The sequence below is a fragment of the Phocaeicola plebeius genome (assembly GCF_003437535.1).
GTDB lineage: Bacteria > Bacteroidota > Bacteroidia > Bacteroidales > Bacteroidaceae > Phocaeicola > Phocaeicola plebeius_A.
On sequence record NZ_QSQT01000035.1, the window covers coordinates 1 to 18495 of the forward strand.

The following is an 18495-nucleotide window of genomic DNA, read 5'->3' on the forward strand; positions in this document are numbered from 1 at the left end:
ACTTTGTCAGGAATTAATCTTCAAACTGACAACTATTTTCAGTACACTTCACACGTAAAAGTATGCTGAAAAAAACACAAGTGCGTTTGATGCAAAACGTACTTGCGTTTTATCTTAAATGCACTTGCGTTTCAAGTTAAACGCACTTGCGTTTTAGTTCAAACGCAAAGGCGTTTTCTCGGGGTAAAAATCCGGCTCTTAAAAAAGGATGAAATTCCCTAAATACCAGATAAATACTCTTTCAACACTTCCACATATTCAGCCATAGCCTCCCGCCCTGTTGAGGTCATCCGGCAAACGGTACGAGGCTTCTTGCCCACAAAACTTTTTTCCACCTCGATATAACCGGCTTCGCTCAACTTGTCAAGCTGCACACTGAGGTTACCTGCCGTGGCATTGGTCTGCTCTTTCAAGTATACAAAATCAGCCTCGTCCACAGACAAGAGTATCGACATCACAGCTAAACGGAGCTGCGAATGAAGCAACGGATTCAGTTCTTTCAACATACGTTACGGGCCTTTCGGTTTAAATAATGGCCGGGCAACACCATCATGACCACAAACGACAATCCAAAGTACAGATACCAGTCAATGGTAACAGCCTGATGAAGGGTATAGGCCATCAGCATGTAAATGGCAAAACAAAAGCCTACCAGCGGTGACCACATCACCAGCCGGCTACGGATAATGATTCCCGTAATGGAAACTCCGATGCCGCTATAAAGCAGAGAAAGGGGTAGCATCAAGGAAAAATTGACTCCTCCGTAGTGGAATGCCAGCAAAGACATGATGACTACGGTCAGCACAAACAGGCTGCCTATCACTTTCCAGACCTGCAGAATGGCACGGTCGGTATACGTAATTACCGAAGGAGTTTCCTTGCGCTGCATACGAAGCATAAAGCCCCAGAACAGAAACATACTGAACCAGCCGATACTCCAACGGGCATCTCCCGTATAGTACACCAATAAAAACAACAGTACTGAAAGCGCCGCAGTAAAATATCCCCAGTAAAGAAACTGGTTTCCACTGCCCACTTCCATATTCTTCCGGGTAGAACGGATCATTTGTGAAATCAGTTCCAGACTTTCTTGTTCTGATAATTTCTTTTCTTCCATAAGGCAATCAGTTTTAGGTTTTAAACTCAATATGGTTTATTTTATAAACCATAAAGCGAAAAATAAAGGCAAGGAGGCGCGCTTCTCTCTTGCTTTAATGCAAATAAAAATAAGTTTATTTTATAAACCAAATAAAACGGCAGGAAAATAACAGAAAAAAGCCGTTCCAATCTTTACGACTGAAACGGCTTATATAATATTAAGGTATATGTACTTACTTATTTCTGCAAGTCATTCTCGTTCACCAGTAACTTACCCTGATATTCTCCGGTCAATGTGCGCAGGAAGGATACCATCTGTGCGACTTCCTGTTTTGACAAATCGACGCCTACCTCGTACTTGGCCATAGCTATCACGGCATCTTCCAGCGTAGCCTGTGTTCCATCATGGAAATAAGGCGCAGTCAATGCCACATTACGCAATCCGGGCACTTTAAAGCGATGACGGTCTCTTTCGTCTTTTGTTTCCTTGAAACGGCCATTGTCTTCTATGGTCAGTTCCGTACCACGGTCGGCAAAGTAATCATGCTTGATGCCGAGCAATTCGTACGACTGTCCACCCATGTTCTCACCTACATGGCAAGTAGCACAGTTGTATTTCTTGAACAAATCATATCCAGCCAGCTCTTCAGCCGTCAGGGCTGCATTATCCCCTTTCAAGTACTTGTCGAAACGTGAGTTCGGTGTAAGCAAGGTTCTTTCAAATTCCTGAATGGCATCTGTAATGTTTGCCTGATTGAAACCGTCGGGATACACTTCCTTAAATGCCTTGCTGAAAGCTGCATCCGCATTCAATTTCTCGCAAATCTCATCAAACGACTTGCAAGCCATTTCTACCGGATTCAAAGGAGGACCGGCTGCCTGATCGGCCAGTGTAGCGGCACGTCCGTCCCAGAACTGCACAAAGTTATAATGTGCGTTATAGACAGAAGGAGCATTTACTCCACCAAACTGACCTCCTACTCCTTCTGAGAACTGTTTGTTGTCTACTCCACCGGTATTCAATCCGTGACAAGAGGAACAAGATACGGTATTATCGGCCGACAGACGTACGTCGTGGAACAGCAGATTTCCTAAAATCACTTTCCGCATATCTACCGGTACAGAGTCCTGAACCGGACGAATGGTCTCATTGCTCCACTGTGCATGAGCCAGCTGATTCGGATAGAAAGCTGCACGCTGTGACTTCACCCACGAAAGTGCCATCTGCTTTTCCGTATCGTTCAACGAAGCCCCCCAATGCACCAGATAATATTTGGCCATAGGCATGGTGCCGTCCAATATCACCTTCTCTACTTTTGCCAAATCTACCTCGCTGACTTTCTCTCCTTTTTTCAAGGCTTCTAACATCGGAGTCATGTCGAAAGAGCGGTAGGCCAGACGAGCATCTTCCTTGACCAGTTTTCCGGCAACCGGCAAACTGGCATAAAACGGCAATTCCGGATTTGCAGTATGACAGGCCATACATCCGCTGCTCGCAATGATTTCTTCCATCTGAGCACTGCTTTCCAAACTGGCTGAAGGAGGACGGTTCACCACCCGATAAGTTGCGGCCAATACCGCAGCTACCACCAGCACTGAAAAAATGATTTTTGTTCTTTTCTTCATAAGAAACTGATTAGATTTTAATAACTCAATAAATATCTCACACGTTAAAATGCTAAGAACGGTTGTATAAATGTACGCTTTGCTGTGCGGCAGGAAGGTAATTCACTCCATACCAGCACATCTGTAGCGAAAGGAAAGACACAATCAGTATCCAATATAGCGCACGCGGAGTATTCCTGCGGAACAAGCGCAGATGTACGTACAGCAAATAACCTGTCCACGTAACTGCTGCCCAGGTTTCTTTCGGGTCCCAGCTCCAATAATGTCCCCAGGCCGCTTTTGCCCAGATTGCTCCGGTCAGCATACCGACTGTCAGAAAAGCCAATCCTGCATAAACCAACTTGTCGGCAGCCTCAAGGTAATTCTCCCGATGCTTGTAAAGTCCCATACAGGCCAAGATGAACGCACAGCCTAACACCGAATAGGAAAACATATACACCGTGACATGAGGAACAAACCACGGACTTTGCAAGGCGGGCATGAGGGACTGGTCATGAATTTCCGGTTTCAGAATATTGATTATCGCAAATACCGCACCTACTACAGTGGAAAAAGACAATATCCAGGGATACTTCCAACGAAGATAGGTCAGCAAGCCGGATATACCCATAAAGAACGAATACCACAATCTGGTCTCGCCCATGGTACGCAAAGGAGGACGCTGAAGGCTCAGCCAAAATCCGGTAATAAAGGCAGCAAACACCAGTATACCTGACAAGGTCAGCCCAATAGCCCATCGGCTCCGCCCTTTAGAGAACAAGGCAAATACCGCTCCGGCTCCCCATAAGACGATGGCAGGCAGGGCAAACAAATAAAAATTATCCCACGTAATCATTCAAGAATAGTGTTAGTTATATATAAAGTCAGTCAACAAGTTCACTTACAGATTTACTCATCTGCTTGTCTGGTCCTGCTAAAAAGAGCAGTAACCCTCCGCACAGCATCATCACAATGCCCAACAGCATGACGTATTTCAGCGGCTCACGCACAATCTGCACTACGCAGTATTCCGGTTCGGCTGAATGCACATCATAGGAAGTCAGGTAATAATCTTCTACCCAGCTTGCCGAATAGGGCTGGTTTACTTCCAGATGTATGGGTTTTCCGTCCATTGACACTTCGGCAAAAAAGCGGCGTGGTGTACCATTGGGATAATGCTCTACAGTAAAGTTTGTCAGCTGCAACGGTTTCTCCAGGTATACCACATTTCCCTCGGAGGTAAAAGCTTCATTGTTCGGATTAGCCCGAAATACCGGAATGCGTAAGGTCCGTTCCTCTGCACTTCCCATAAATCCGGCAAAGAGTGCCAGCCACAATCCGGCATGATTCAGCATAAAACGCCACCGATTACGTCCCGGCGTGAAAAAACGTCTTACAGTAATCATTCCCAAATGAGTCAGCAACCCGAACAATCCGGTAACAAAAATCCAGGAAGACATAAAATTATAGCAACCCAAACGAGAAAATAGACCCGACTTCTCTGCAGCCTCTTGCGCAGAAAGTTGGGGAAACAAGCCTATCACCAGACAACCGGCCAAAAACCAGCCTAATGTCCAGCAAGTACATTGCGGGGAAAGCCACAGACGGACAGCTTCCGAATGACGCTTCTCCTTATAGCCATATCCTATCAATGCAATCCACAGTAAAGCTAAAATAGCATCTAATGGAAAAGCAAAAAAGGCAAACGGAAAGTTGCCAAAAACACATTGGGCTGCCACTGACAGCAGCAATAATAAAATGAATAGCAAGTTAGTCTTTAAGTTCATTCATCAGTCGTTGGTGAAATATGTGCAAAGATAGGGACTTTATTTAATACTGCAACAAAATTGTAAAGATAACAAATCTTTTTCCCAGCAAAATCCGGAAAAAAGATTTGTTATCCTCCCTTTTTTAATGCTCCCGACGCATTCTGTGGCCATATACAGTGATAACCACAAAACAAACGAGCGGAAGTACAAACGACAGATTTACTGCAGGCATCCCCCACAAGGTCTTGCAATCAATGATAGCGGCTTGCAAAGGAGGAAGTACCGACCCGCCAAGAATGGCCATAATCAATCCTGCGGCACCAAACTTGGCGTCATCGCCCATTCCTTTCAGAGCAATACCGTAAATAGTAGGGAACATCAGCGACATGCAGGCTGACACACCTACCAGACAATACATACCGTATATGTTCTGCAAGAAAATTACTCCCAGCACACACAAGGAAGCGGCAATGGCCAGCACTTTCAACAATTGTCCGGGATTGACATACTTCAGCATCAGGGTACAGACAAAACGGCTGATACAGAAAATGACCATGGCCACGATGTTATATTTCTGCGACAAAACTTCGGCAGCCTGTTCTTCCATTCCCTGTGCCATGAACAGACGGGTACCATACTGGATAACGAAAGTCCAGCACATAATCTGGGCACCGACATAGAAGAACTGCGCCACTACTCCATAACGATAACGCTTCACGGCATACAGACGTTTTAACGTAGGAATAAAGTCAATGGAATGAAACTTATCCGCATTCTTTGGCATCTTGGACATACGAATAACGAGAAGCATGACCAGAATGACGATGCCGATGGTCAGATAAGGAGTGATAAGGATGGTCAAGTCTGAATCACGGACCGCCTCAAATTCAGCCTGACTAAGCTGGGCACGCTCGGCCGTATCCATCGGATGAAGCTGGTTCTGAATGAAATTCATAGCGACAAACATCCCCATCAACGAACCGATGGGATTGAATGCCTGGGCTAAGTTCAAACGACGGGTAGCCGTTTCTTCCGTTCCCATTGACAAGATATAAGGGTTACAGCTGGTCTCCAGAAAAGACAATCCGCAAGTCATGACAAAATAAGCTAACAAGAACGGATAATAGCTTCCGGTCAGCTTGGCAGGAAAGAAAGCCAAAGCTCCCACGGCATACAAACCCAGTCCCATCATGACTCCAGCTTTATAAGTATATTTACGGATAAACATGGCTGCCGGAAAGGCCATGGCAAAATATCCGCCATAAAAAGCCACTTGAACCAAGGTCCCATCGGTTACGCTCATCCTGAATATCTTGGAAAAAGCCTTGACCATAGGGTTTGTAATGTCGTTTGCAAAGCCCCACAGGGCAAAACAGAAGGTAATCAGGATGAACGGAACCAGATAGCTCACTCCATCCTTCTTTAATATAGATTTGTTTTCTGATGTATTACTCATGGTGTTAGATTTTAAGTGACGGCTACAGCCCTCTTGGTGTTTTTACTTCATTTGCTGCCTGATGTTGCCGATAGCAGTCGCTTCAACCGGCCCTTCTACCACAGGAATGCCAATAGCTTCTTCTGTCAGCCGGTTCAAGTATTTGTTCTGACTTCCTCCGCCAATCACATAAAGTTTCGTTACAGGTTCAGGCAAGAGCCGGTTCAATGCTTCCATACCTGTTTTATAGCGCAACGCCAATGAACGGAGGACACATTTCACAAATTCTCCCTGCGTGGAAGGCGGTGTTTGCTGATGTGTGATACAATAATTCGTAATCGCCTCAGCCATACTTACCGGACACTGGAAAGTTGTATCGTCCACATCAATCAAGGCATCGGTTTCCGCCACTTCCGCAGCCGGCAGCAAGGTGGAATAAGCTACATCCTTTCCTTCTTCCTTCCATTCCTGCATCAGTTTCTGAAGTATCCAAAGTCCGGTAATATTCTGCAGAAAACAGATTTTTCCATCCGTACCGCCTTCATTGGTAAACCCTGCCAGACGGGCTTCTTCCGTCAGAATCGGTTCGTCACTCATCACTCCCAATAGCGACCAGGTGCCCGAACTCAGGAAAGCAACTTTTTCTTCAGAAGAAAGAGGCACTACACTAGCCGCACTGGCCGTATCGTGCGAAACCACAGCAATCACTTCTACCTCGTAGTCTATTCCTATCTGTTCCTTGATTTCCGGTTTCAAAAAGCCGCGGGAAGTTCCCGGCATAACCACTTCGCCGAAAAGGTGCTCCGGAAGTCCCAGCTCCCGAATCAACTTGAAATTCCAGGTGCGTGCCTTGGCATCCAGCAGTTCCGACGTAGAAGCTATGCTATACTCATTATTAGCCACTCCCGTAAGGTAATAACTGAACAGATCGGGCATGAAAAGTAACTTGTCGGCTACCTTCAACTGCGCATTGTCTTCCTTCTTCATGGCATACAACTGAAACAAGGTATTGATAGCCATGACCTGCGTACCCGATTCTGCATAGTGCGCCTTTACGTCCACTTTCGAGAAAAACTCTTCGGGCATCCCTTCCGTACGGCTATCACGATAACACACCGGATTGCCCAACAAATTTCCCTGTTTGTCTATCAGTCCGAAATCCACACCCCACGTATCAATTCCGATACTCTTCAACGTATAGCCTTTTTCTACAGCCATACGGATACCGGTCTTCATATCCTCAAACAGAGAAAGGAAATCCCAGTACACATGTCCTCCCATCCGTACCTGACGGTTAGGAAAACGGTATATCGTATCCAGCACGAGTTCACCTTCGGAAAGGCAGCCGGCAATCACCCTGCCGCTGCCTCCTCCGAAGTCAATTGCCAAATATGCTTCTTTCATTTTGTCTTCTTGCCTAAAATGTACGTTTCAAGATCGTCAATCTCTTCTTTTGTCAAGGTCTTGTATTTTCCGCCGGAAAGCACAATTATGCGACAAGCCATCTCAAAGAACATGGCCCGCTCAAAAGCCTGATTGAAGTCTTTTCCGCAAACCACCTGTCCGTGCTTCTGAAGCAATACGGAGTTATGGTCTTTCATGGCCGCAATCACGGCTTCAGCCAACTCTTTAGAACCCGGACGAAAATAAGGAATAACCGGAATCTCCGCTCCTACATGGCAAGGAACTTCGGCTGTTACATTAAAATCTTTCGGTGTATCTTCCATACATGCCACTGCGGTAGCGTATGGAGACTGAAAATGGAGTACCACATTAACATCGGGACGTTCTCTCAAAACACCTAAATGGAACACACTTTCCATAGAAGGTTTTACCCCATTGAGTATTTCACCCGTTTCCAGACGGCAAACAGCCACTTTATCTTTTGTCAAAGAAGGCACCCATGAACCTGTACCAGAAACCAGTACTTCATCGCCTACACGCCATGAAAGGTTACCACTACTGCACACCGTCAATCCGGCATCACCTACCCGATGGGCTTGTCTCAAAAATTCTTCAATATGTTCGTTCTGAATCATAACTTCTTAATTTAATAGCAAATAAAAGCCGGAACAGACGGAAAATCCGCCAGTTCCGGCAGCGTAAAATTGATTATTTATAGATAGGTCCGTAATTTTGACATGCTCTGTAATCAGCACCTTCCTTATCCATACCAAAGGCATTCCATGCAGCAGGGCGGAAAATCTTATCATCTTCCACATTGTGCATACATACCGGTATGCGAAGGATAGAAGCGAGCGTAATCAAATCCTGACCTATATGTCCGTAGCTGATGGCACCGTGATTGGCTCCCCAGTTGTTCATTACAGAATATACATCCTTGAAGGCAGGTTTATCGCACAAACGAGGTACAAACCAAGTAGTAGGCCATGTACGGTCAGTACGTTCATCAAGCAGCTTATGGATTTCCGGATCAATTTCTACCGTCCATCCTTCAGCAATCTGAAGCACCGGACCCAGTCCCTTAATCAGATTCAAGCGGCTCATGGTCACAGGCATACCGCCTTTTGACAGGAAGTTAGAAGAGAAACCACCGCCACGGAAATAATCCCGGTTAGCAGGATACCATGTAGTAGCTTCCAAGCATTTTTCAACCTCAGCTTCTGTAATCTCCCATGACGGTTTCATGGTCGGATTACCTTCTGCATCAGTCTGCTGGCCGGTACCATCCAGAGTAGTAGCTCCAGAGTTAATCAAATGGATAATACCATTCTTTGCCAGTCCGGTCAACTCCTTACCAGTCACACGTTTCACAGCTTCCGGGCTCCAATAAGTACGTACGTCAGAGAAAATCTGTGCACGGTTAGTCAGCAAATGACCGAAGAGCATAGCTACTCCGTTGCAGGCGTCATTTTCAGTAGCCAGCACATAAGCTTCACGAATACCGTTCCAGTCGAAAGAAGTATTCAGCAAGGCTTCAGAGAAGTCACCGTTCGGGTAGAAGTCCGTCCACTGACGCTGTCCCTGAAAACCAGCCGCAATGGCATTGTGACCAAGTGCTTCTTCTTTGAATCCCATTTCCTTCAACTTCGGGTTACCTTTCATCAAGTCGCGCATGATAATGGTCATCTTCACAATGAAATCCCAATCAGCATCTTTTTCCGCACGTGTCTTAGTCTTGGCTTCTACATTGAAATCCTTTCCTTCATTTTTCTTGCAGTATTTTTCAGTCCAAGCCATCGCTTTGGCGTATTCTTCCTTATCGTAAATTCCTTCCGTCATACGGCGAATGATTTCCGTCAAATCTACAGACTCACAGCGCATACCCAAATATTCCTGGAAGAAATCCGGATTTACAATTGAACCGGCAATACCCATAGACACGCTACCCATAGAAAGGTAAGATTTGCCTCTCATCGTAGCCACTGCCTGAGCCGCACGGGCAAAACGCAAAATTTTTTCTGCCACATCGGCCGGAATAGTATTATCTTCAATATCCTGTACATCACGTCCGTAAATACCAAATGCCGGCAAACCTTTTTGTGCATGCCCAGCCAGAACTGCAGCCAGGTATACGGCACCCGGTCTTTCCGTACCGTTAAATCCCCATACTGCTTTCGGGTAATACGGATTCATATCCATTGTTTCTGCTCCATAACACCAACAAGAAGTGACTGTAATGGTAGCTCCTACGCCTTCACGCTCAAATTTTTCGGCACAAGCTGCGCTTTCAGCCACACGACCGATGGTAGAATCTGCAATAGCACATTCCACCGGACTACCATCACCGTTTCTCAAATTAGAAGAAATAAGTTCTGCTACGGCTTTGGCCAAATTCATCGTCTTTTCTTCAAGGCTTTCACGCACGCCACCCTGACGTCCGTCTATAGTGGGACGAATCCCAATTTTCGGGTAATTTTTCATGTTTCGATTATTTATAAAGTTAATGTTATCTATTTTCTTTTCAAACCAGGCAAGTTCATCCATGCTGAACTGTGCTGAAGCTACGGCATAATAATATTCATTCTTCCATTCTTATACCGAATTTCGAAGATGCACTTCTGTCGGCAAGAACTCTTGTACGCTTTCACCTGTAAGGATGAAACTTGCAGCCTTCCGTCCCATTTCCTCCCAATTAATACTGAGAGCGGTAATTCCTTCGTCTATCACCTCGTATGCCGGCGTATCGTTATAAGCTATCAGTCCGAAATCAACTCCACATTTCAAACCGTTCTGTCGGCTTCGCTTAATCACATTCACCACGTCCGTCTGACGAATAACGATGTACACAACACCTTTTTCTACCTCTTGTATATCTTCCTCATTCACCACTTCACCTACAAAATGGTGATCCTCGCAATAAGTCTCAAAACTTTGTACGGAGGTTTGTGGATGCTTGGATTCCTGAGGCAACTGGAATACGATTTTACGGTAACGCTCCAGACGAGCAGTCAGCTGAGTCAGGGCTTTATAAAAAGCATCGTCAAAATTCTGGCAAATATAGGAGTGATTTCCTTTCTCAAACTTACCGAAATCAAGCAGCAGAAGACGGGAAGAAGGAATCTTATCAAACAAAGGAGAAAACTTCTCATTGTCAAAGTTCATCACCACATAATAATTATACCGTCCTATGGCTTCGCATAGAATAGTATTAAAAATATGTTCATTATATTGATGAAACCAGAGATCTACCTTGTACGATACAGAAAGTTTCTTGACAAAACTATTATATAAGGTATTCTTGAAAGGAGAATATTCGTCCAGCAACAAAAAAATCTTTTCTTTCCGGTTGGTTACATAGTACCCCTTACCGGGAGTAGAATCTATCAGTTTTCGCTCACGCAAATCCGCAAAGGCTTTGAATACGGTATCTCGCGACACATGATAAGTCTTACTCAATGCATTGATGGAAGGCAGACTCGTATCAGTGCGATACTTTCCTACCAAAATATCCTGCTCGATGAGATCCGACAGCTGCTTCACTTTGGTAGACTGTTGCCCGAATTTTATATTCTTTTCCATATCAATACTTTATCTGTGCTGAACTATCCTGATACAAAGGAACAGATTTTATACAAGACCACAAAAGTATTATCTATGTTTAAGAACAGATTATAGAAAAAAAGCATAAAAAAAGAGATTACCACGATGGCAATCTCTTTTCGTACACCCTCAGGGATTCGAACCCTGGACCCACTGATTAAGAGTCAGTTGCTCTACCAACTGAGCTAAGAGTGCATTCAAACTTTCTGGAGGTTCCTGGCGGATTCGAACCGCCGTACACGGTTTTGCAGACCGCTGACTAAGCCACTCATCCAAGGAACCAGAAGTTCTCTCTTTCTAATTTGCGAGGTTCCTGGCGGATTCGAACCGCCGTACACGGTTTTGCAGACCGCTGACTAAGCCACTCATCCAAGGAACCGATGTCCGCTGCACTTGTTTTTCTCAAATGCGTTGCAAAGGTACAACTATTTTTTAAACCTGCAATACCTGAAGAAAGGAAATTGCATTTTTCTTTACAAAAACGACTTTTTACCCCCTTTTACCTCCTCTTATCTTTGAGTTCTCGCAAAAAACAGCTTTCTTTGCAGAAAACCAACTTAAATACAACAGAAATGAAAGGTATTGTTCTTGCCGGAGGTTCAGGCACCCGCCTCTACCCCATTACAAAAGGAGTTTCCAAACAACTTCTTCCTGTTTTCGACAAACCCATGATTTATTATCCCATATCCGTCCTGATGTTAGCAGGAATACGTGACATCCTGATTATTTCTACTCCCTATGATTTGCCGGGATTCCGCAGACTGCTAGGCGATGGAAGTGATTTCGGAGTACACTTTGAATATGCAGAACAACCTTCCCCCGACGGATTGGCACAGGCTTTTCTTATTGGAGAAAAGTTTATCGGCAATGACGCAGCCTGCCTGGTATTAGGAGATAATATCTTCCATGGCAACAGCTTCACCGTCATGCTGAAAGAAGCCGTACGTATGGCCGAAGAAGAAGGAAAAGCTACCGTATTCGGTTACTGGGTAAGTGACCCGGAACGTTACGGAGTGGCAGAATTCGACAAAGAAGGAAACTGTCTCTCCATTGAAGAGAAGCCACAGCATCCTAAATCAAACTATGCCGTAACGGGACTTTATTTCTATCCTAACAAGGTCGTAGAAGTAGCCAAACACATCAAACCCTCCGCACGCGGAGAACTGGAAATTACCACCGTTAACCAGCATTTCCTGGCCGATGGTGAACTGAAAGTGCAGACTTTAGGTCGAGGATTTGCCTGGCTGGATACTGGTACACACGATTCATTGGCTGAAGCATCCACTTACATCGAAGTCATCGAAAAACGCCAGGGCCTGAAAGTAGCCTGCCTGGAAGGCATTGCCCTGCGACAAGGATGGATTACCCCTGAAAAGATGCGTGAACTGGCTCAACCGATGCTGAAGAACCAGTACGGCCAATATCTATTGAAGGTAATTGACGAATTGCAGAGAAACAACCAATAAATGATTTTTCATCATATAAAAATGGAAGTAATAAAGACAGAGATTGAAGGAGTGGTCATCATTGAACCTCGCCTGTTTAAAGATGAAAGAGGTTACTTTTTTGAATCTTTTTCCCAAAGAGATTTTGACAAACAGGTACGCACCATTCATTTTGTACAAGACAATGAAAGTAAATCCAGTTACGGAGTATTGCGTGGACTGCATTTCCAGAAACCACCCTTTGCACAAAGCAAGCTGGTAAGGGTCATAAAAGGAGCCGTACTGGATGTGGCGGTAGATATACGAAAAGGCTCTCCGACATTCGGACAGCACGTAGCCGTGGAACTGACAGAAGACAACCACCGCCAGTTTTTCATTCCACGCGGATTTGCTCACGGGTTCAGCGTATTGAGCGACGAAGTTATTTTCCAGTACAAATGTGATAACTTCTATGCACCTCAAAGCGAGGGAGCCATTGCCTGGAACGATCCGGCACTGAAAATTGACTGGAGAATTCCTACGGAGAAGGTCATCCTTTCAGAAAAAGACAAACACCATCCTCTATTGGCCGATGCGGAATGGCTGTTTGATTATCATGAAGATTTATACAAAGAGTAAGCATAAAAAAATCCCCGGGTCGTTCAATGCAACCCGGGGATTTTTTATGCCTTTTATTTTACTCTTCAATTATTTTCCAACGCATTCTTCTTCATACGAAGTTCATACAAGTCGTTACGACGGTCGCGCAGATTACGTACGCTTCCGTAAGTATGAAGTGCATTCAGCAAATCCAGGTCAATATCTGAAACCAGAATCATTTCCGTATTCGGAGTAGCTTCCGCACGTTTTCCGTCGGTCGGGAAGGCAAAGTCACAAGGAGTAAAGACTCCCGACTGCGCATACTGGATGTCCATATTATGCACACGAGGAAGGTTACCCACACTTCCGGCAATAACCACAAAACATTCGTTTTCGATGGCACGTGCCTGCGCACATACACGTACACGTGAATATCCGTTCTGCGTATCGGTCAGGAACGGAACAAACAGAATTTGCATGCCCTGATCTGCCATCAGACGAGACAGTTCCGGGAATTCCACGTCATAACATATCAACACACCGATTTTAGCACAGTCGGTTTCAAAGGTCTGTACTCTTTTTCCTCCACTCAATCCCCAGCTCTTTACTTCATCGGGAGTGACATGAATCTTTTCGTACATCTCGTATGTTCCGTCACGACGGCAAAGGAAACCTACATTATAAAGACCACCATCTTCCTTCACATAAGGCATACTACCGGTAATGATGTTGATGTTGTGCTTGATGGCCAGATTAATGAAACGGTCTCTGATTTCCTCCGTGTACTGTGCCAATGCACGAATAGACTGAGCCTCACCCATGTGATTGAATTTTGCCATCAGCGGTGCATTAAAATATTCAGGGAACAGCACGAAATCGCTCTTGTAGCCCGATACGGCATCGATAAAAAACTCTACCTGCTCAAACACATCATCCAGCGTCTGATATGAACGCATCTGCCATTGCACCAGTCCGACTCTCACCGTCGTCTTTTTATCCACAAACGAGTCTGTAGGCGGCTGATAATAAATATTATCCCATTGAAGCAAAGTCGCACAGTGCTTTGACTCCTCGTCGTTCGGAAGGTAATTACGCATCACTCTGCGAACATGAAAGTCATTGGAGAGTTGGAAAGTCAGTACCGGGTCATAAATTTCACGCGAACGGACTTTCTCTATATACTCCTTCGGGCGCATCTGGTCTGCATATTTGTAATAGTTGGGGATTCGGCCACCAAACATGATGGCTTTCAGGTTCAACTTTTCACACAACTCCTTGCGATACTCATACATACGACGCGCCAAGCGTAATCCACGATATTCCGGATGAATAAACACCTCAATACCATACAAAATATTACCTTTCGGATTATGCGTATTGAAAGTCTCATTTCCGGTCACCTTGGCATAGGTATGATCACCTTTCACCATATCATAATCTACGATAATGGAAAGTGCACACCCCACTATCTTATCATCTACAACCGTTACAATCTGTCCTTCGGGAAAAATACTGATTAGTTTCTCAATTTGTTCGTGTGTCCAGAACACATCTTTATCTGCATATACGCGGGTAAACGACTGGGCAAGCTGTGCGTAGTCTTCAATCTGCAAGTTTCGAAGCTCTACTTTGTTAATCTTCTTTTGAGTCGATTCCATAATTTCGTTAAATTATTTTTTCACGGACACAAAAGTAATCATTTCTCCAGGCAGGGTGTATCATTTATTCAGGATTATTATACTATCTTTGCTCCAAAAGGTCAACGATATGAAAAAGATTAAACTAGGCCTCCTGCCACAAATTCTGATTGCCATCGCACTGGGTATTGCCGCCGGAACGGTTTCACCGGAACTTCCCGTACGCGTGTTCGTGACATTCAACGCATTGTTCAGCCAGTTCCTGAATTTTATCATTCCGCTTATCATCGTCGGACTGGTTACTCCCGCCATTGCCGATATTGGGAAAGGTGCCGGGAAGATGCTGGTAGCCACTGTACTTCTGGCTTACGGAGCCACACTGTTCTCCGGTTTTCTTTCATTCGGTGTAGGAGAAACCTTCTTTCCTGACCTTATTACCCGAAATATTCCTTTATCCGAAATCAGTGAGGCCAAAGGTGTTACCCCTTTCTTCACGGTAGCCATTCCGGAACCTCTCAACGTGATGACTGCCCTCGTTATGGCATTTACTGTCGGACTGGGACTGGCACACCTGGATACAAATTACTTGAAAAATGCATGCAACGACTTCAAGGAAATCATTGTCAAGACTATACAGGCTGTCATACTTCCCCTGCTTCCGATTTACATCTTTGGAATCTTCTTCAACATGACTCACTCCGGACAAGTATTCCACGTGCTGGCTGTCTTTGTCAAGATTATCGGAATCATCTTCCTTCTGCATATTTTCCTGCTGATATTCCAATACTGCATCGCCGGAATGTTCGTGGGCAAGAATCCGTTCCGCCTGTTAGCAAGAATGATGCCGGCCTACTTTACGGCATTAGGTACACAGTCATCGGCCGCTACGATTCCCGTCACCCTGAAACAGACTATACAAAACGGAGTGAATGAAGGTATTGCCGGATTTGTCATCCCTCTGTGTGCCACCATCCATCTGTCCGGAAGTACCATGAAGATTGTGGCCTGTGCCCTGGCCTTGATGATGATGCAGGACATTCCCTACGATTTCCAGATGTTCGCCGGATTCATCTTTATGTTAGGAGTAACAATGGTAGCTGCGCCGGGAGTCCCGGGAGGTGCCATCATGGCCTCGCTCGGTATCCTGTCGTCCATGCTGGGATTCGATGAGAATGCACAGGCACTGATGATTGCTCTTTACATTGCCATGGACAGTTTCGGCACTGCTTGCAATGTAACTGGTGATGGCGCACTGGCTCTGCTCATTGACAAATGGTTCGGGAATTCGAAGACGAATACGTCCAGTACATTCCCTCAAAACTGACCGTAATCCTACTTACTACAATTCAGCGACTTACGAAAAACAGGAAGTCGCTTTATCACATGTCCAAGGGCTATAACTATGGTTATAACTCCTATTTTATAATGCCATAATCCCAACAGAGAGTTTGTCCCATTTATACCCAATAGTGCGAGACCTGTGACCGACAGCAATAAAAATATGACAGAGAGGACAGCTGTAACTTTACTCTTACTGCCTATTCCCTTTTTTATAATCCCTTTATACCATTCCAAGTGCATTGCCACATGGAATATTACGGCTATAAGAAATAATATACTACCCAAAACATGAAACACAGCCCAGTTATGCCAGATTTCATGACTGCTACCATGTCCAGCCACATGCAAACCAAATCCTGAAATGGCTGACACAATAAATACAACTATCAATATCCAGTCAATTACAAAAATTCTTTTCATACATTTCCGTTTTTATTACGCGACAAAGGTCACTACTTTATTGGAAATGGACGATAACAATTGTAAAGAAATGGAGTTTAACGACGATTTCTAATACGGGACAGCGAAACAGGTGTAATACCAAGATAGGAAGCTATGTAATGTTGCGGTACCCGTTGAATAATATTAGGGTATTCCTTCAACAGTTCTTCGTATCTCTGTTGTGGCGTATTCTTGATACGGGACAAAAACAAGTGCTGGTAAAAGCTGAACCGTTCTATAATTTTCTCTTCATATAACAGTCTCAATGAAGGATTGCTTTCTATTTTGTGATAGAAATCTTCTTTTTTAATTGACACAACTTCAGACGGCTCAATGCTTTCTAGTGAAAACAAGCTGGGTGTCCCTCTATACAAGCTATCAAATGAGGCCACAAAATCACCTTCAAAAAAGAATTGAAAAGTTATATCCTTTCCTTCATTGTAAAAAAACAACCTCAAGCATCCTTTACGGACAAGATATATCTTATCCGCAATCTTGCCTTCCTCCAATAATACTGTTTTAGAGGGAATGGAAAGGGTTTCGATTTCTTTTACATTAAAAAATATATTATCTGACACTTCTTTCATCACCTGAAGAATAATAATAGTTTTGGAAAGTCCTGTTCAAAACACAATTTGCTTTACAAATCAGACTTTCTTATCAATCAAGCATAAAAATCTGTTTTTTTGTATAACTTTGTCATCAAACTCAAACATAAAAAAACACGTTTATGAAAAAGAATCCTTACAAAGAGGCTCCGGCCAATTTTTCCGTATGCGTACATACAGATTGCACTTGCGGTTCCACCTGTCTTCGTCAACTGGCTTATCCGGTATTGCTGGAAAGAGAAGCTTTTCTACATCTGGCCAATCCTACCCGATGCACTAAAGAACTTTCATGCCCGTATTACCGTGATGCCGCTCCCGTAACCTACATGCGTGGCTTCACACAAATGAAAAAGCGAATGTATCCCGAACAATACCAGAAGTTTATGAATTTTCTGATTGCACGCTTCGGACGAAATCCTTACTTTGAAAGAAGAAGAGGAGACAGAAAACTGAATCTCCAAGAACAAGAAATCATTCGAAAGGCCCTGAAACAAGCAGGAGTCACAGAAAATCTGGACTTTGACCTGAAGGAAGACGGATTCAACTGGTTCGATTAGCCAGTACTTTCTAAGGAGTACCGCAGTACTTCCCCGAAAGTACTGGAGTACTGCCAAGGAAGTACTGCAATACTTCTTAGGAAGTACCCGCAGAATATATAGCACTGTGTATCAAAACAATAAAAAGAAACACAATAAAGGCCTGCAACATAAGAATGAAGCAGGCCTTCATGCTATTTATTTCATTCCTCTTGCCTTGAAAATACGCTCCTTGGCATCATTGATGCGTTGCAGCTTTTCTTCGGCAGCTTTCCGGATGTCTTCTCCCAACGTAGCCACACGGTCTGGATGATGTTTCAGTACCAGGTTACGATACGCCTTACGGACTTCCTCATCCGAAGCTGTAGGTTCGATTTCCAGCACCTTGTAGGCATCTTCCAGCGAATCGCCTCTCAGGTTCAACATGGAATCGACTTCCTGCATGGACAACTGCATGGACTGAGCTACTTCCTTTAAGGCATCCACTTCTGCCGCACAAACATTTCCGTCGCTCTGTGCAATCTTCACCAGAAAATCGAGCAACTGCAAACGCTGTTCATACGTCAGATTGGCAGCAATCTGCGCTCCGCACTCCCGAATGGTACGACGAAAGGCAGAAGGGTCATTCTGCTCCATGCGCTTGCGCTGTTCAAACAGATTCAGCAAAATACGCTCTCCTTCACTGACAGAAGCCTCTCCGAAATTCACGCGCAAGAACTGACGCACAAACTCCATTTCACTGTGCATGATGCGTCCGTCGGCACGAATGATATACGAAGCCATGACTAGCATAGAAAACAAAAAACTGTTACGCTGGCCTGTGTACACATCTTCTTGTGCCGTACTTCCATAGCCACCGTCCATTTCCTCTTGTGCTGTCACGCTTTTATCGAACAAAGAACCGATGGCAAATCCTGCCAAGGCTCCAAGAGGTCCCATGGTCATGAAACCCATGATTCCCCCAATCCATTTTCCGTATCCCATAAATTATAAATTC

General features: G+C 44.5%; 18 protein-coding genes and 3 tRNA genes. 4 read left to right on the plus strand and 17 right to left on the minus strand.

Going from position 1 to position 18495, the window contains the following annotated elements; all coding sequences use genetic code 11:
- Positions 1-218: 218 nt before the first annotated feature.
- The 13 genes from DXD04_RS14280 to DXD04_RS14340 all read right to left on the minus strand — a co-directional run bounded on the left by DXD04_RS14280 (position 219) and on the right by DXD04_RS14340 (position 11290).
- Positions 219-506, minus strand: a complete 288-nt coding sequence (locus DXD04_RS14280) for a winged helix-turn-helix domain-containing protein (protein ID WP_117673874.1) — start codon at positions 504-506, stop codon at positions 219-221.
- Positions 500-1117, minus strand: coding sequence for a hypothetical protein (locus tag DXD04_RS14285; protein WP_117673875.1), 618 nt, complete (start codon positions 1115-1117; stop codon positions 500-502). Before DXD04_RS14285 ends, DXD04_RS14280 begins: the two co-directional genes overlap by 7 nt.
- Positions 1118-1335: 218 nt before the next feature.
- Positions 1336-2724: a cytochrome-c peroxidase gene (locus DXD04_RS14290; protein WP_117673876.1), complete on the minus strand. Its 1389-nt coding sequence runs from the start codon at positions 2722-2724 to the stop codon at positions 1336-1338.
- A 52-nt stretch (positions 2725-2776) separates the two neighbouring features.
- On the minus strand, positions 2777-3559 hold the full coding sequence (locus DXD04_RS14295; protein WP_117673877.1) for a cytochrome c biogenesis protein: 783 nt from the start codon (positions 3557-3559) through the stop codon (positions 2777-2779).
- 28 nt (positions 3560-3587) lie between these two features.
- A complete protein-coding gene (locus tag DXD04_RS14300) occupies positions 3588-4490 on the minus strand; it encodes a cytochrome c biogenesis ResB family protein (RefSeq protein ID WP_117673878.1) in 903 nt (300 codons plus the stop codon).
- A 124-nt stretch (positions 4491-4614) separates the two neighbouring features.
- The gene (gene fucP / locus DXD04_RS14305) at positions 4615-5928 is read right to left on the minus strand and encodes an L-fucose:H+ symporter permease (protein ID WP_117673879.1); all 1314 of its coding nucleotides are present in this window, start codon (positions 5926-5928) and stop codon (positions 4615-4617) included.
- 42 nt (positions 5929-5970) lie between these two features.
- Positions 5971-7311 carry a rhamnulokinase gene (locus DXD04_RS14310; protein ID WP_117673880.1) on the minus strand — a complete coding sequence of 447 codons (1341 nt, stop codon included), beginning with the start codon at positions 7309-7311 and terminating at the stop codon, positions 5971-5973.
- The gene (locus tag DXD04_RS14315) at positions 7308-7946 is read right to left on the minus strand and encodes a class II aldolase/adducin family protein (RefSeq protein WP_117673881.1); all 639 of its coding nucleotides are present in this window, start codon (positions 7944-7946) and stop codon (positions 7308-7310) included. Before DXD04_RS14315 ends, DXD04_RS14310 begins: the two co-directional genes overlap by 4 nt.
- 73 nt (positions 7947-8019) lie before the next feature.
- Positions 8020-9792, minus strand: coding sequence for an L-fucose isomerase (gene fucI / locus DXD04_RS14320; RefSeq protein ID WP_117673898.1), 1773 nt, complete (start codon positions 9790-9792; stop codon positions 8020-8022).
- Between the two features lie 111 nt (positions 9793-9903).
- Positions 9904-10890, minus strand: a complete 987-nt coding sequence (locus DXD04_RS14325; protein WP_117673882.1) for a GntR family transcriptional regulator — start codon at positions 10888-10890, stop codon at positions 9904-9906.
- Positions 10891-11033: 143 nt separating this feature from the next.
- A tRNA-Lys gene (locus DXD04_RS14330) sits at positions 11034-11106 on the minus strand.
- A gap of 12 nt (positions 11107-11118) precedes the next feature.
- A tRNA-Cys gene (locus DXD04_RS14335) sits at positions 11119-11193 on the minus strand.
- A 25-nt stretch (positions 11194-11218) separates the two neighbouring features.
- Positions 11219-11290, minus strand: a tRNA-Cys gene (locus tag DXD04_RS14340).
- Between the two features lie 193 nt (positions 11291-11483).
- Here DXD04_RS14340 and rfbA point away from each other — a divergent pair.
- Together rfbA and rfbC are read left to right on the plus strand one after the other, a co-directional pair.
- The gene (rfbA, locus tag DXD04_RS14345) at positions 11484-12377 is read left to right on the plus strand and encodes a glucose-1-phosphate thymidylyltransferase RfbA (protein WP_117673899.1); all 894 of its coding nucleotides are present in this window, start codon (positions 11484-11486) and stop codon (positions 12375-12377) included.
- Between the two features lie 21 nt (positions 12378-12398).
- On the plus strand, positions 12399-12974 hold the full coding sequence (rfbC, locus tag DXD04_RS14350; protein WP_117673900.1) for a dTDP-4-dehydrorhamnose 3,5-epimerase: 576 nt from the start codon (positions 12399-12401) through the stop codon (positions 12972-12974).
- A 65-nt stretch (positions 12975-13039) separates the two neighbouring features.
- Here rfbC and DXD04_RS14355 read toward each other — a convergent pair whose 3' ends face one another.
- Positions 13040-14593, minus strand: coding sequence for a carbon-nitrogen hydrolase family protein (locus DXD04_RS14355; RefSeq protein ID WP_007562864.1), 1554 nt, complete (start codon positions 14591-14593; stop codon positions 13040-13042).
- Positions 14594-14702: 109 nt separating this feature from the next.
- Here DXD04_RS14355 and DXD04_RS14360 point away from each other — a divergent pair, with 109 nt between their 5' ends.
- Positions 14703-15896, plus strand: a complete 1194-nt coding sequence (locus DXD04_RS14360; protein WP_117673883.1) for a dicarboxylate/amino acid:cation symporter — start codon at positions 14703-14705, stop codon at positions 15894-15896.
- Positions 15897-15904: 8 nt separating this feature from the next.
- Here the strand turns inward: DXD04_RS14360 and DXD04_RS14365 are convergent, their stop codons facing one another.
- Together DXD04_RS14365 and DXD04_RS14370 are read right to left on the minus strand one after the other, a co-directional pair.
- Positions 15905-16333, minus strand: a complete 429-nt coding sequence (locus DXD04_RS14365) for a DUF4405 domain-containing protein (RefSeq protein WP_117673884.1) — start codon at positions 16331-16333, stop codon at positions 15905-15907.
- Between the two features lie 77 nt (positions 16334-16410).
- Entirely contained in the window at positions 16411-16941 is a 531-nt protein-coding gene (locus tag DXD04_RS14370; protein WP_007562872.1) for a Crp/Fnr family transcriptional regulator, read from the minus strand.
- 143 nt (positions 16942-17084) lie between these two features.
- Here DXD04_RS14370 and DXD04_RS14375 point away from each other — a divergent pair, with 143 nt between their 5' ends.
- Positions 17085-17519 (plus strand): DUF6078 family protein, encoded by a 435-nt coding sequence (locus DXD04_RS14375; protein WP_117673885.1) that lies wholly within the window; start codon positions 17085-17087, stop codon positions 17517-17519.
- A gap of 177 nt (positions 17520-17696) precedes the next feature.
- On the opposite strand, the gene DXD04_RS14380 is transcribed toward DXD04_RS14375, so the two are convergent.
- A complete protein-coding gene (locus tag DXD04_RS14380; protein WP_022054680.1) occupies positions 17697-18482 on the minus strand; it encodes a DnaJ domain-containing protein in 786 nt (261 codons plus the stop codon).
- Between the last annotated feature and the right edge of the window lie 13 nt (positions 18483-18495).